This is a genomic window from Actinomyces naeslundii (assembly GCF_001956585.1).
Lineage (GTDB): Bacteria > Actinomycetota > Actinomycetes > Actinomycetales > Actinomycetaceae > Actinomyces > Actinomyces naeslundii.
This window is the reverse complement of record NZ_MSRR01000028.1, coordinates 1-14,326: the sequence shown is the minus strand read 5'-3', so window position 1 is coordinate 14,326 and position 14,326 is coordinate 1. Positions and strand designations below refer to the sequence as shown.

At 68.8% G+C, this 14,326-nt stretch carries 11 protein-coding genes; all 11 read left to right on the top strand.

The genetic code is table 11. The features are described 5' to 3' along the window. The first annotated feature begins 148 nt into the window (after positions 1–148). The 11 genes from BKH33_RS11505 (at position 149) to rpsT (ending at position 14,260) form a co-directional block, all read left to right on the top strand. A complete protein-coding gene (locus tag BKH33_RS11505; RefSeq protein WP_003783022.1) occupies positions 149–1,855 on the top strand; it encodes an anthranilate synthase component 1 in 1,707 nt (568 codons plus the stop codon). A gap of 3 nt (positions 1,856–1,858) precedes the next feature. Next, positions 1,859–2,581, top strand: a complete 723-nt coding sequence (locus BKH33_RS11500; RefSeq protein WP_003783012.1) for an anthranilate synthase component II — start codon at positions 1,859–1,861, stop codon at positions 2,579–2,581. A gap of 111 nt (positions 2,582–2,692) precedes the next feature. Then, positions 2,693–3,805, top strand: a complete 1,113-nt coding sequence (trpD, locus tag BKH33_RS11495) for an anthranilate phosphoribosyltransferase (protein WP_003783010.1) — start codon at positions 2,693–2,695, stop codon at positions 3,803–3,805. Positions 3,806–3,814: 9 nt separating this feature from the next. Then, entirely contained in the window at positions 3,815–6,085 is a 2,271-nt protein-coding gene (gene trpB, locus BKH33_RS11490) for a tryptophan synthase subunit beta (RefSeq protein ID WP_003783032.1), read from the top strand. 1 nt (position 6,086) lies between these two features. After that, positions 6,087–6,962, top strand: coding sequence for a tryptophan synthase subunit alpha (trpA, locus tag BKH33_RS11485; protein ID WP_076071297.1), 876 nt, complete (start codon positions 6,087–6,089; stop codon positions 6,960–6,962). A gap of 212 nt (positions 6,963–7,174) precedes the next feature. After that, positions 7,175–7,831, top strand: a complete 657-nt coding sequence (locus BKH33_RS11480) for a hypothetical protein (protein ID WP_003780201.1) — start codon at positions 7,175–7,177, stop codon at positions 7,829–7,831. Positions 7,832–8,026: 195 nt separating this feature from the next. Continuing rightward, complete coding sequence (locus tag BKH33_RS11475; protein ID WP_003780190.1) at positions 8,027–9,556, top strand: immunoglobulin domain-containing protein; 1,530 nt, start codon at positions 8,027–8,029, stop codon at positions 9,554–9,556. A gap of 155 nt (positions 9,557–9,711) precedes the next feature. Beyond that, a complete protein-coding gene (locus BKH33_RS11470; protein ID WP_050998456.1) occupies positions 9,712–11,289 on the top strand; it encodes a hypothetical protein in 1,578 nt (525 codons plus the stop codon). 172 nt (positions 11,290–11,461) lie between these two features. Continuing rightward, on the top strand, positions 11,462–12,973 hold the full coding sequence (locus tag BKH33_RS11465) for a hypothetical protein (RefSeq protein ID WP_003780186.1): 1,512 nt from the start codon (positions 11,462–11,464) through the stop codon (positions 12,971–12,973). Positions 12,974–13,114: 141 nt separating this feature from the next. Continuing rightward, positions 13,115–13,759 carry a type II toxin-antitoxin system PemK/MazF family toxin gene (locus BKH33_RS11460; protein WP_003780188.1) on the top strand — a complete coding sequence of 215 codons (645 nt, stop codon included), beginning with the start codon at positions 13,115–13,117 and terminating at the stop codon, positions 13,757–13,759. A gap of 240 nt (positions 13,760–13,999) precedes the next feature. Further along, on the top strand, positions 14,000–14,260 hold the full coding sequence (rpsT, locus tag BKH33_RS11455) for a 30S ribosomal protein S20 (RefSeq protein ID WP_003780210.1): 261 nt from the start codon (positions 14,000–14,002) through the stop codon (positions 14,258–14,260). The last annotated feature ends 66 nt before the right edge of the window (positions 14,261–14,326 follow it).

Below are 14,326 nucleotides of genomic sequence, written 5' to 3'. Positions count from 1 at the left end.
CAGCGTTCCGCGACCGCCAGTGGTGGTGGCTCCCCCTGAGGCGAGCCGCCACCCTGACGCGCTAGGACGTATCGGCTCGCTCACCGCGGGCCCGCCCGACGCATGAGTGAGAGGCCCGCCTGACCCACGATCTCAGGAAAGGGGCCCCATGCCGCCCACCGTGTCTGACACTGCACCTCCCGCCGCACCGTCCGCGACCTCACCTACCGTTCTCACGCGCCCGGTGCGCTACCACGCCGACGGCGGTGCGCTGCTGGAGCACCTGACCCGTGCCGGTCTGCTGCGCTCCGCCGGACGTTCTGTCGACGATGGCGAGGCCGCCGGCGTACGCCCTGTGGACTGCGTGCTGCTGGAGAGCGCCGACATCACGACCAAGGCCTCGCGCACCACGGTCGCCGTCCTGGAGGCGTCGGCCAGGCTGACCTGCTGGGGCGGAACCGTCACCGCTGAGGCACTGTCCACCGTCGACGGCGAGGGTCCCGGAGCTGACGGCCTCGCGGCCCTGGCCCGCCTGGAGGAGCGCCTGAGCGAGCATCTCGCCGACCGCTCCCCCGGCCGGTTGACTCTCGCCCTGCCCACCAGCGCCGACGACGACGCCACTATCGAGGAGCGCGAGCGCCTGACGGCCCTGTCCACGATCGAGCCGCTGCGGGTACTGGCCCAGGCAGAGGTCGACCACCCCCACCTGCCGCTGGAGGCGGGGGCCTTCGCCTTCGACTACCTGTCCACCTTCGAGTCCCTGCCCGAGGTGGCTCAGGGCGCCAACACCTGCCCGGACTACCTCTTCTACGACGCGCGCATCATCCTCGTCGTCGACCACCCCACGCAGGAGGCGACCCTGGTGGGGGCCTCGGTCGACGCCGCGGAGCTGGAGCGGCGCCTGGACGCGCTGGCCGCCGCCATCAACACTGCAGCCGACGCGGCCGAGCACTCTCCGGCTCCGCCCGAGGTGGCCGCCGACTCCGCGGTCCTGCACGCCGTGCCCACCACCTCGGATGCCGACTTCGAGGCGGTTGTGGAGACGATGCGCGGCTACATCGCCGACGGCGACGTCTACCAGGTGGTGCCCTCGCGGGGCTTCACCATTGACTGCCCCGACGCTCTGGCCGCCTACCACGTGCTGCGTCACGCCAACCCCAGTCCCTACATGTTCTACCTGGCCGCCCCGGACTTCGAGCTCTTCGGAGCCTCCCCGGAGTCGGCGCTGCTGTACTCGGTGCGCAGCGGCCGGGTCGCCATCCGCCCGATCGCCGGGACCCGGCCGCGCGGCCTGCACCCCGACGGCTCGGTGGACCACGAGCGCGACACCCGTCTGGAGCTGGAGCTGCGCACCGACGCCAAGGAGGTCGCCGAGCACGTCATGCTCGTGGACCTGGCCCGCAACGACGTCGCCCGGGTCAGCCGCCCGGGCACCCGCAGTGTCCAGGACCTCCTGCGCGTGGACCGCTACAGCCGGGTGATGCACCTGGTCTCGGAGGTCTCCGGTGAGCTGGCCGAGGACCTGGACGCCTTGGACGCCTTCCGCGCCTCCATGACGATGGGCACCCTCACCGGTGCCCCCAAGCTGCGGGCCGCCGAACTCATTCGCCAGGCCGAGGGCGTGCGCCGCGGCTCCTACGGCGGCTCGGTGGGATACATCCGCGGCGACGGCGAGCTGGACACCTGCATCGTCATCCGCTCCGGCTTCGTGGTCGACGGCACCGCCCTGGTCCAGGCCGGGGCCGGCGTCGTGGCGGCCTCCTCCCCGGCCGCCGAGGCCGCTGAGACCGTCCACAAGGCCCGGGCAGTCCTGGAGGCGGTCGCCGCCGCACAGGGTGCCGCGCTCGTCATCGACACGACCGGCAAGGAGGCCTGAGCCATGACCATCAGCAACCCTCAGCACCACGGACCGAACGTGGGCAAGCATCCCGAGGACGCCACCGCAGCCGCCCAGGCCCCGGCTCGGGTGGTTCTGCTCGATAACCGCGACTCCTTCGTCTACAACCTCGTGGACCAGTTCGCCACGCTGGGCTCCCAGATCCAGGTCTACCGCAACAACGTGCCAGCCTCTCGAGTGCTCACCGCCCTCGAGCCCACTGCGGCCGAGAGGGAGGCCGGGAGGCGCCCGGTCCTGTGCCTGTCCCCCGGCCCGGGCTACCCGGCGACGTCGGGCTGCCTCATGGAGCTCACCACCACCGCCCTGGAGCAGGCCGTTCCCACGCTGGGTATCTGCCTGGGGTTCCAGGCCCTCGTCGAGGCCTGCGGCGGACGGGTCACCCCGGTCGGCCCGGTCCACGGCCGCTCCGACCGCGTCGAGGTTACTGAGGCGGGCCGCGCGGATGAGGCCTTCGAGGTTCTCGACGGCGGACCGCTGGACGTGGCCCGCTATCACTCCCTGGGCACACGCACGCTGCCCGAGGCGCTTGTCAGCCTGGCCCGTACCGCACAGGTGGACGACGGCGGAAGCGGCGGCATCGTGATGGCGGCCCGGCACCGGTCGCTGCCGGCGATCGGGCTGCAGTTCCACCCCGAGTCGATCCTCACCCCGCAGGGACCGGCCCTGCTCAGGGCCATCACCGCGGGCCTGGCCCGGACTCCCTGAGCCACGCCACCGCCCCGTCATTCCGCAGATCCCGGCGTCTGCGCCACCGCTCGGGCAGAATCGTCCCCGGGCACCCCAAGCCTCAACCACCCGCGAAGGAGCCACAGACCGATGAGTGAGACCAACAGCGCGGCCCCCGCCGCCACGGACGGCACGCATGTTGCCACGGCGCAGGAGGCCCACGAGCTGCTGCGCGAAGTCGTTCAGGGCCGGCGGCTCACCCGTGAGCAGGCCTCCACGGTCTTCGCCGCCCTGGGCGCCGGGGACCTGTCCGAGGCGGAGACGGCGGCACTGCTGGCGGCGCTGCACGCCCGCGGCGAGGAGCCCCAGGAGGTCGCCGGAGCCGCGAGCGCCTTCCGCCAGGTCGCCAGGGCCTTCCCATCGGTGACCTTCCCGCTGGTGGACGTCGTCGGTACCGGGGGCGACGGCGTGGGCACGATCAACATCTCCACGGGGGCGGGTCTGGTGGCCGCCTCGATGGGGATCGCGGTGGCCAAGCACGGCAACCGGGCCGTCTCCTCCAAGACGGGGGCGGCCGACGTCATCGCCGAGCTGGGACTGCCCCTGGACGTGGACCCGGCCACGGCGGTCGAGCTGCTGGCGCGCGACCACTTCACCTTCCTGTTCGCCCAGGCCTACCACCCGGCCATGCGGTACGTGGCTCCGGTGCGCCGGGCGCTGGCGACCCCCACGATCTTCAACGTCCTGGGGCCGCTGGTGAACCCGGCCCACCTGACCTTCCAGCTCATGGGCGTGTGGGACCCGAACATGCTGGACATGATCGCCGAGGCGATGGTGCAGCTGGGGCGCAAGCGGGCACTGGTCGTGCACGGCTCGGGTCTGGACGAGATCGCCGTCCACGGGCCGACCCTTGTGCGCGAGGCGACTCCCCGCGGAGTCAAGGCCTATGAGGTCACGCCCGAGGATCTGGGAGTGCCCACCTACGAGCTGGCCGACCTGCTGGGCGGGGAGCCGGCCGACAACGCCCGCCTGCTGCGCGAGGCCATCTCGGGTGAGGGCAAGCCGGCGCACCGCGACGCCATCGCCGTCAACGCCGGGGCCCTGCTGTATCTGGCCGGTCCGGCCGACAACCTGGCCGACGGGACCGCCATGGCGCTGGAGCAGATTCGCTCCGGTGGCGTGGCCCGTCACCTGGAGTCCATGACCAAAGCCGACGATCTGGCCAGTGACCCGGCCAGTGATTCAGCCGCCGAGCGGGCCTGAGGAGAGACTGTGACGACCCCCAATACCGCCCCCACTGACTCCGTGGATCCCGGTTCCCCGGCCGAGGGCCCCGGCGAGCGCGCGCACCGCGAGCCGGTGGAGGCCCGGCTCATCGCCACGGGCACCGTCCTGGACTCGATCGTCCAGGCGCGCCGTGAGCGCATTGAGGAGCTGCGCACCCGCTTCGGGCACCTGCGCACCGAGGAGCTGCCGCGCTCGCAGCGCTCCTTCGCCGCAGCCCTGCGCACCCGCAGCGGCCGGAGCCGCAGCCCGCAGCCGGCCCTCATCATGGAGTGCAAGGCGGCCTCGCCCTCTCGCGGGACCATCCGCTCCGACTACGACCCGGCCACGCTGGCCGCGCAGTACGCGCCCTATGCCGCCGCGGTCTCGGTGCTCACCGAGCCCGACCGCTTCAATGGCTCCTTCGACGACCTGGCGGCCGTGCGCGAGGTCGTGGACGTCCCCGTCCTGTGCAAGGACTTCATCGTCGATGAGGTCCAGGTGCTGGCGGCCCGTAGCCTGGGAGCGGACGCGGTTCTGCTCATGCTCTCGGTGGTGCCCGACGACGTCTACCGCGAGCTGGCCGAGCTGGCCCACAGCCTGGGAATGGAGGTGCTCACGGAGGTCTCGACCCCTGAGGAGATGCACCGGGCAGCGGCGCTGGGCGCCGAGGTCATCGGCATCAACAACCGCGACCTGCGCACGCTGGCCACGGATCTGGCTCGCACTGAGGAGCTGGCCCCGCTGGCCCCGGCCGGGGTGGTCCTCATCGGCGAGTCGGGGGTCAGCACGTCCGACGACGTACGGCGCCTGTCCGGACTGGTGGACGCCCTCCTGGTGGGCTCGTCCCTGTCCGGTGCCCCGGACCCGGGCGAGTCCGCCAGGGACCTGGCCACCGCGGTGCCACTGCCTCAGCCGGACGGGGAGGGAGCATCGTCGTCGGGCCGGGAGCCGGACGAGGGCGGCAGGGAGGGACACCACCCGCGCCTGCCCGCCTTCTTCGGACCCTACGGTGGACAGTTCGTGCCCGAGCTGCTCATCCCGGCCCTGGACCAGCTCGAGGACGCCTTCATCGACGCCCAGGCGGACCCCGCCTTCGCCGCCGAGCTGGACACGCTCATGACCCGTTACCTGGGCCGCCCCACAACCGTCACCGAGCTGCGCAACCTGCCGCTGGAGGGCAACGCCCGCATCCTGCTCAAGCGCGAGGACCTGGTCCACGGCGGCGCTCACAAGGGCAACCAGGTCCTGGGCCAGGCCCTGCTGGCCAAGCGGATGGGCAAGCAGCGCATCATCGCCGAGACCGGTGCCGGCCAGCACGGGACGGCCACCGCCATGGTCTGCGCCCTGCTGGGACTGGACTGCACCATCTACATGGGGGCCACCGACGTCGTGCGCCAGGCCTCCAACGTGGAGCGCATGGAGCTCATGGGCGCCACGGTGGTGCCGGTGGACAGCGGCGCCGGCACGCTCAAGGACGCCGTCAACGAGGCGCTGCGCGACTGGACCGCCTCCTTCGCCGACACCCACTACCTTCTGGGCACGGCCGCCGGCCCCCACCCCTTCCCCACGATCGTGCGCGAGTACCACCGGGTCATCTCCCGTGAGGCCCGCGCCCAGGTCCTGGGGCTGACAGGGCGTCTGCCGAACTCGGTCATCGCCTGCGTGGGTGGGGGCTCCAACGCCATCGGCATGTTCGCGGACTTCATCGATGACCCCGGCGTCGAGCTGATCGGCGTCGAGCCCGCCGGTGAGGGGCTGGACACGCCCCGCCACGGCGCCCCCATCAACAAGGGGCTGGTGGGCATCCTTCACGGGGCCCGCAGCTACCTCATGCGCACCTCCGAGGGACAGGTCGAGGAGTCCTTCTCCGTCTCGGCGGGTCTGGACTACCCGGGTGTGGGACCCGAGCACGCCTGGCTGTCGGACACCGGCAGGGCCCGCTACGTCGGCATCGGCGATGACGACGCGATCGAGGCCTTCCGGCTGCTCTCGCGCCACGAGGGGATCATCCCGGCCGTGGAGTCGGCCCACGCCCTGGCCCAGGCCCTGGCCATGGCCCGGGAGGTGCCCGATGGCGAGGAGTCCCCGATCCTGCTGGTGTGCCTGTCGGGTCGCGGGGACAAGGACCTTGATCAGGTGCGGGCGCGACTGGGAGGCTCGTTCTCCACCGACGGTGCCGTCGCCCGGGCCGCACGCATGGTGGAGCAGATGGGCAAGCGCACTGAGTACGCCGGCCTGAACGCAGGCACGAGCACCGGCCCGGACGAGGAGTTCTGACATGAGCCGCTACCCCGCGATGTTCGCCGCTCTCAAGGAGCGCGGTGAGGGCGCCTTCGTCCCCTTCGTCATGGTCGGCGACCCCGACCCGGCCACCAGCGAGGCCGTCATTGAGGCCCTCATCGCCGGCGGGGCCGACGCCCTGGAATTGGGCGTGCCCTTCACCGACCCGGTCGCTGACGGGCCCACGATCCAGAAGGCGCACGTGAGGGCCCTGGCCGCCGGGGCCGGCTTCCGCGACTGCCTGGAGGTGGTCACGCGGGTGCGCCGGCGCCATCCGCAGACGCCCATCGGCATGCTCATCTACGGCAACGTCCCCTTCGCGATGGGCCTGGAGCGCTTCTACACCGAATGCGCTCAGGCCGGCATCGACTCAGTGCTGCTGCCCGACGTACCGATCCGCGAGTCGGCGCTCTTCAGCCGCGCCGCCGAGGAGGCCGGCATCGACGCCGTCTACATCGCCCCGCCGTCGGCCGCCACCGAGACCCTGGACGCGGTCGCGGCCGCCTCACGCGGCTACGTCTACGCCGTCTCCCGGGTGGGCGTGACCGGCACCGAGAGAGCCTCGTCCACGGTGGGGCTCGCCGAGTCGGTGGAGCGCCTGCGAGCCGACGCCGCCGCTCCCGTCATGCTGGGCTTCGGCATCTCCACGCCTGAGCAGGTCTCCGAGGCCATCGCCGCGGGCGCCGACGGCGCGATCAGCGGCTCGGCCACGGTCAAGATCGTTGAGCGCTACGCCCCCGAGATCGTGGCCACCGCCTCCGCCAGCAGCGACGGGAGCGGCAATGAGGAGCGGCGCCACTACGCGCTCGGGGCGCTGCGCAGCGATCTCGTCGCCTTCACCGCCACCATGAAGGAGGCCACGCGTCAGCACTGACGGCCGACATCAGCAGGCCGTCCGGGACAGCAGAGGGTCGGTGACACGGAAGCACCTGTGTCACCGACCCTCGTCGTCGGTGTCCTGCTCGCCGGGGATAGAACTCCACGGGGAACAATCCCCCTTCGATATTGACTGTTCGGACTATATGTTGGTCGGACAGTCCATATCCACCCGGCACCCACCCGGCCACCCCAGAGAAAGGCAGACCGATGCGCTTACTACGCACCCATTCCACGCGCTCATGGCAACGCCTTGCCGGCGTCACCGCAGCCCTGCCCCTACTCGTCGCCGGCCTGCTCGCCTCACCAGCGCAGGCCGCCCCCGCCCCCGAGAGCATCATCGCCTCCGGGATCTACAACTCGAGCGGCGCCGGATGCCAGGGCTCGGGCACCAGCGCCGACTGCCTCAGCTGGGGCCTGCGAGTCCCGTCCACCATCACACCGAAGAAGGACCTCACCGTGACCATCGAGGCCGACTCCACCCCCGGCCGGTGGGCGTGGAACTGCCTCGCGAGCGACCGGATCGCCGGCACGGCAGCGTTCTACGACTCCCCGAGCAACAAGCTGAGCGAGTCCAGCCTCAAGTCCTCCGCAAAGCTTCATTACGGCGTATACGGAGACAGCGCCGGACAGGTCGAGGCCGTCACGTGCACCCCGGAGCATCTGAGCATCACCTACAAGATCGATCACCTGGTGCGCTCCGGAGGCTCATACCTCGACCTGAGCTTTGGAACGACTACGACGACCCCAGGGTCCGGCGAGTACACCTACTCCTTCTCGCCGACTGTCACGACCTCCGCAGACAACACACCTCAGAAGATCACAGCAACTGTGAAGAAGCCTGCTGAGAACGCAGTGCCCCGTTAGAGCCACGGAAAACGGAATGACAGAGGTCGGGCGCTTCAAAACCTTCGCGCGCCCGACCTCTGTCGTTATGGGCGCCCCACTCTCATCCAACTCCAGACGACCCGATTGGAGGGGAATAATACACATCCAATATCGACCAACTCATCTATATGTTGATGAGACAACCCACCTCAGCCGATAACCTCGGAGAAAGGCATGCTCATGAGTATTTTACGTTCCCATCCCTCACGGCCATGGCGGCGCCTGCTCGGCGTCGCCATGGCCCTTCCACTCCTGGTCGCCGGCCTCATCACCTCCCCGGCTCAGGCGGAGCCGGCGCCTCAGGCTCCGACGGACAGCGGAATCACCGTGTCCGGAAGCTATAACCCCGGCGGTTCGGGCTGCCACGGCAAGGAGAATTCCGCCGAGTGCCTCAGCTGGGGCCTGCGAGTCCCGTCCACCATCGCGCCCAAACAGGAGCTCACCGTCACTGTCGAGGCTGATTCCGTGCCGGGCCAGTGGACCTGGACCTGCCCCTCGACGAGCCGTGTCGCCGGCACGGCGGCGTTCTTCAACCACTCCGCCAACGGAGAGCTCAAACAGCTGGCCTCCTCCGACCTTGGAGTAGCCGACCAGCTCGTTTACGACAAGCACGGCTTGAGCGCTGGATTTCCCACCAACGTGGACTGCACACCCGAGCACCTCAGCCTGACCTACAAGATCGATTCACTGGTCCGGGAAGAGGGCTCCTACCTGGACCTGAGCATTGGGACGACAGTCGCAGCCCCCGGTGTGGACGCGCGTTCCTACACCTTCAGCCCGAAGATCACGACCTCGGTTGATGGCACGCCGCAGACCCCCACCGCCACGGCGCAGAAGCCTGCCGCCAGTACCCCTCACGCCACCGTCACCACCGAGAAGGTCACGATCGATGGCGCCGCCAAGGACGCCGGGCGCTTCACCATGAAGGCGAAGAACGACTCGACCACTCCTCTGTCCGACTTCACCATCGACGTCTCGCGCAGCAGGGGGCAGGCCTCGGCGACCGCCCTGACCTGCGACCTGACCGCCTTCGGCGGCGAGGTCGTCTCCGCCAAGGGCCCGGCCGAGAGCCTTAAGGTCTCCAGTGGCAAAGCGAAGGTGCCCGAGGGCAAGGAGATCACCTGCCAGGTGGACCTGACCGGCGTCGTCGGACGCAATACCTTCAAGGCCGCCCTCACCACCGGCGACCAGAGCTTCTCCAGCGACTACATCAACGACCGCCCAGTGGGAGAGGTCTCGGTCAAGGGTGCGCAGAGCAACGTCGAGGCAGCCCCCACCGGCACCTACGACGTCAAGATCGACTACACCGTCACCTTCACCAACACCACCGACGCCGACGGATCCGGCTCCGATATCGTCCTGCGACCACAGGTCCCCGCCGGCTTCACACTCAAGAACGTGACAGGTACTGGTACCCCCTGGTGGATCCACGAGGACGACTATGCGATCCGACCGGATGGCTCCGTGCCGCTGTCCACGGGCGATGCCCTGTACGCCAACTCTTCCACCACGATGACCTTCACGAACACCTATACGGTCAACGCCGACGCCATCACCGAGGAGGGCTGGAAGGCCCTGGGCACCTGCAACCCCCAGGACTCCTCCCAGGGACTGACCACCCGGATCGACATCGCCGGCAGCTACGCCGGCATCGAGGCCGGGACCCACTCGACCTGCACCACCGTGACGCGCACGAAGAGCTGACCAGGAATATCGGTCGGTCGATCCGACTGGACGAAGGTCGGGTAGGCGAAAGTCGTCGCCTACCCGACCTTCGTCTTCGCCATTCCTAACGGGGAAAAGGTCGCATGTAGGGAGTATTCCAACCTTTTGATAATGTCCTTCTTGACGATATATTAATGAGGCAATTGGTTCCCATCCCGATCCCCTCGGAGAAAGGCGTGCTCGTGCACACCCCACCTTCTCTTCCCGCTGGGCTGCGGCAACGCCTCCTGGGCGTCGCCATCGCTCTTCCCCTGCTCACCGTCGGCGCCGTTGCCGCTCCGGTGAGCGCAGCCGTCCCGACCGCCACCCCGGACACCGGTATCACCGTGGAGGGGCGCTACCACCCGGCCGGCGCCGGATGCCACGGCTCCGACAGTGCCGACGGCTGCCTGAGCTGGGGTGTGCGCGTCCCCTCGACCGTCGCCCCGAACTCATCCACCACCGTCACCATTGAGGCCGACTCCGTGCCGGGTCAGTGGACCTGGTCCTGCCCCTCCCCGGACGGCGACAGGGTAGCCGGGACCAGCGCCTTCTACATCGACAAGGGCAAGGACGAGCCCGCATCGAAGCTGGCCGATTCCGGCCTGGGCTTCTTCGACCACCTGTACTACAACCAGAAGGGGGACAGCGCCGGCTCGGTCACAGCGGTTTCCTGCACCCCTGAGCACCTGAGCCTGACCTATGAGGTCAACTTCGACGCCGCCTGGGACCAGAGCTCCTATCTCGACCTGGACCTGGGGACCACGGTGGTGGCTCCCGGCGCAGACGCACGCAGCTATACCTTCAGCCCGAAGATCACGACCTCCGCGGCCAGCCTGGTTCTCACGCCCACCGCTACGGCTCAGAAGCCGGCTGCCAGCGCGGCTCACGCCACCGTGTCGGTCGAGGACGTCAGGGTCGACGGCGCCGCCAAGGACGCCTCCCGCTTCACCATGACAGCGAGGAACGACTCGGCCACACCCCTGTCCGACTTCACCATCTCCGCCAGCCGGTCCAGGGGACAGGCCCAGGTGACCGCCCTGACCTGCGACCTGACCGCCTTCGGAGGCAAGGTCGTCTCCGCCACGGGACCGGCCGAGAACCTCACCGTCTCCAGCGGTACAGCGAAGGTCCCCCAGGGCAAGGACATCACCTGCCAGGTGGACCTCAGCGGCGTCGTGGGACGTAACACTTTCAAGGCCGCACTCACCACCGACGGACAGACCTTCTCCAGCGACTACACCAAGGACCACCCCATCAGCGAGGTGAAGGTCCAGCCCACTGATCGCGGCGTTGAGGCCGACCCCACCGGCACCTATGAGGTCGAGGTCGGCTACAGCGTCACCTTCACCAATAACACCGACGCCGACGGACAGACCTCCAATATCGTTTTGCACCCCCGGGTCCCCGCCGGCTTCACCCTCAAGTACGTGTGGGGCAGCGGTGTCCCGTGGTGGATCAGCATGGACGACTACGCGATCCAACCGGATGGCTCCGTGCCGCTGTCCACGGAAGACACCCTGCACGCCAACTCATCAACCACGATGACCTTCACCACCTTCTACGAGGTCAACGCCGAGGCGGTCACCGAGGACACCTGGAAGGCCCTGGGTACCTGCGATCCCAAAGACCCCTCCAAGGGACTGACCACCCAGATCGACGTCGTCGGCAGCGATGGGGTTGAGCCCGGCACCTACTCGACCTGCACCACCGTGACGCGCACGAAGAACTGAGCACGAGCTCAGGCCGGTCAACCTGGCTGGTTGAAGGTCGGATAGGTGAGTATTTCACCTATCCGACCTTCATATGGCTGTCTCCCACAACGGGAATCCCATTCAGTAAGAAGCAGTCCGTTGAAGACGCAATTCGTTCCTTACTCCATTCACCTCACCGAAAGGCGTGCTCATGCACTTCCCATCCTCCCCACCCGCTCTTCCCTGGCGGCGCCTCCTGCGCATTGCCCTGGCTCTTCCCCTGCTTGCCGCCGCAGCCGTCGCAGCCCCGGCCTCCGCTGATACCGACATCACCGTGGAGGGGCTCTACCACACGGCCGGTGCCGGCTGCCATGGCTCCGGCAATGCCGAGGGCTGCCTGAGCTGGAAGGTCCGCATCCCATCAGCTATTGCCCCGAAGAGCGCCACGGACGTCACCATTGAGGCCGACTCCGTGCCGGGCCAGTGGACCTGGACCTGCCCCTCCCAGAACGGTGACGAGGTGGCCGGGACGAGCTCCTTCTACATCGACAAGGGCGAGGGTGAGCCCCCGGCCTTGATCGTGGACTCCGAGCTGAGTTCCATCTCTGAGCTGTACAACCCACTGCTGGGTGAGCCCATCGGCTCGGTCAAAGCCGTTTCCTGCACTCCTGAGCACCTGAAGCTGACCTATGAGATCAACTTCTACACCCAATGGGACAAGAGCAGCTACCTCGACCTGGATCTGGGGACCACGGTGGCGGCTCCCGGCGCGGACGCGCGCAGCTACCGTTTCACCCCCACCATCGAGGTCTCCACACGCAACGCGATTCTTCGGCCCACTGTCAGCGCGCACAAGCCCGCTGCCAGCGAGGCTCACGCCACCGTGTCCGTCGAGGACGTCAGGGTCGACGGCGCCGCCAAGGACACTTCCCGTTTCACCATGACGGCGAGGAACGACTCCACCACGCCCCTGTCCGACTTCACCATCTCCGCCGGCCGGACCAAGGGACAGGCCCAGGTGGGCACCCTGACCTGCGACCTGACCGCCTTCGGAGGCAAGGTCGTCTCCGCCACGGGACCGGCCGAGAACCTCACCGTCTCCAGCGGTACAGCGAAGGTCCCCCAGGGCAAGGACATCACCTGCCAGGTGGACCTGACCGGCGTCGTGGGACGCAACCGGGTCAAGGCCGCACTCACCACCGGCAACCAGACCTTCTCCAGCGACTACGTCAACCACCGGCCGGTGATTGAGGTGGAGACTCATCCCACGGATCTCCTGGTCGAGGCCGCCCCCACCGGCACCTACGAGGTCGAGGTCGGCTACACCGTCACCTTCACCAACACCACCGACGCCAACGGATCCAGCTCCGATATCGTCCTGCGGCCCGGGGTTCCGGCCGGCTTCTCCCTCAAGAGCGTGACAGGTACCGGTACCCCGTGGTGGGTCGGCCCGGACAGCTACGCCATCCAGGATGACGGCTCCTTGTCATTGCGCACCGGTGACTCCCTGAACGCCCACTCGTCAACCACGATGACCTTCACCAGCACCTACCAGGTCAACGCCGAGGCGGTCACCGCGGAGACCTGGAAGTCCCTGGGCACCTGCGATCCCAAAGACCCCTCCAAGGGACTGACCACCCGAATCGACCTCGCCGGCAGTGAGGGCGGTACCGAGGCCGGGACCCACACGATCTGTACCCCCGTGACACGCACAGGGAACTAGCACCTCACCAAGGCGAGCCTCCGGGCGCGCCGCACGGTCGCGGTCACTGGCGCCATCACCGGCGGTCCTCTCACCACACCTGGGAGAGGACCGCCGAGTCGTCTATGAACCGCCATCACGTCCGACGGTAGGGTGACGCCCATGGCCAGCCTTCTCAACCGGATCCTCACCCTGCTCGGGCGTGCCGCCTCCGACGCCCTCACTCAGAAGCCTTCCGCGCCGTCAGGCACCTCCGGCAGCACGGCTTCCGGTTCCGCCGCGCCCGCGCGGGCTCGCGATCCCAAGCCGTCATCGACGACGAAGCCGACCCCGCCTCATCCCCGCTCCCACGACAACGGCTCCTCGACGAGAGCGGCGGCCCCCTCGTCGCGAGGCGTCAGCGTCTACGACGTCTCCACCTTGGGGCTGCCCGCCTTCGGCTACTCCCCCGACCCCGACGGCGACGCCGACCCCGGTGAGGTGGTGTGGGCCTGGGTTCCCTTCGAGGAGGATCCCGCTCAGGGCAAGGACCGGCCGGTCCTGGTCCTGGCACGTCATGAGACTCGCCTGGTCGTGGCCCAGATGACGAGCAAGGACCACGACCGCGATGCCGCCCAGGAGGCGCGCTGGGGCCGTTTCTGGCACGACGTCGGCACTGGCGACTGGGACCGCCAGGGCCGCCCCAGCGAGGTGCGCCTGGACCGCCTGCTCCTGGTGGAGCCGGCCTCGGTGCGACGCGAGGGGGCCACGATGAACCGGGAGGTCTTCGACGGCGTCGTGGCCGCCCTGCGCCACCACCACTCCTGAGCGCCTGCACAGCGCAGCCCGAGCGCAGCGGGTCATGGGGCGATACACCTCACGCCTGCACCCCGTTTCACGCCTGGGGACACGGGGATCCTGAATGATACAGTCGCCTACTGGACCTCTGGCCTGGCCGGCTGCGGGGTCCGGCGACCGGGTCAGCCAGGTGCCCCACCACCTCATGTCAGCCCGTGGCGCGAACCCTCTCTCCGGCCATCGACCAATCAGACGCGAGAAAGTTTCACCGTGGCGAACATCAAGTCCCAGATCAAGCGCATTAAGACCAATGAGAAGGCCCGCCTGCGCAACAAGTCCGTCAAGTCCGAGCTCAAGACCTACGTGCGCCGCGTGCGCGAGGCCGTCGAGGCCGGTGACAAGGACGCCGCGCTCGAGCACCTCAAGGCCGCCTCCCGCAAGCTGGACAAGGCCGTCTCCAAGGGTGTCATCCACAAGAACCAGGCCGCCAACCGCAAGTCCAAGCTCGCCAAGCGCGTCGCCTCGATCTGAGGCCACCGCAGCAGTGAGCATCTGAAGGGCGCCTCCCACCGGGGAGGCGCCCTCCCCTTTTTCCGT

Bases quoted from the DNA above. Each gene is read 5' to 3' on its own strand.
- BKH33_RS11500 (WP_003783012.1), top strand. From the start codon at position 1,859: ATGACCATCAGCAACCCTCAGCACCACGGACCGAACGTGGGCAAGCAT.
- BKH33_RS11460 (WP_003780188.1), top strand. From the start codon at position 13,115: ATGGCCAGCCTTCTCAACCGGATCCTCACCCTGCTCGGGCGTGCCGCC.
- BKH33_RS11480 (WP_003780201.1), top strand. From the start codon at position 7,175: ATGCGCTTACTACGCACCCATTCCACGCGCTCATGGCAACGCCTTGCC.
- BKH33_RS11465 (WP_003780186.1), top strand. From the start codon at position 11,462: ATGCACTTCCCATCCTCCCCACCCGCTCTTCCCTGGCGGCGCCTCCTG.
- BKH33_RS11470 (WP_050998456.1), top strand. From the start codon at position 9,712: ATGAGGCAATTGGTTCCCATCCCGATCCCCTCGGAGAAAGGCGTGCTC.
- BKH33_RS11505 (WP_003783022.1), top strand. From the start codon at position 149: ATGCCGCCCACCGTGTCTGACACTGCACCTCCCGCCGCACCGTCCGCG.
- BKH33_RS11475 (WP_003780190.1), top strand. From the start codon at position 8,027: ATGCTCATGAGTATTTTACGTTCCCATCCCTCACGGCCATGGCGGCGC.
- trpD (WP_003783010.1), top strand. From the start codon at position 2,693: ATGAGTGAGACCAACAGCGCGGCCCCCGCCGCCACGGACGGCACGCAT.
- trpA (WP_076071297.1), top strand. From the start codon at position 6,087: ATGAGCCGCTACCCCGCGATGTTCGCCGCTCTCAAGGAGCGCGGTGAG.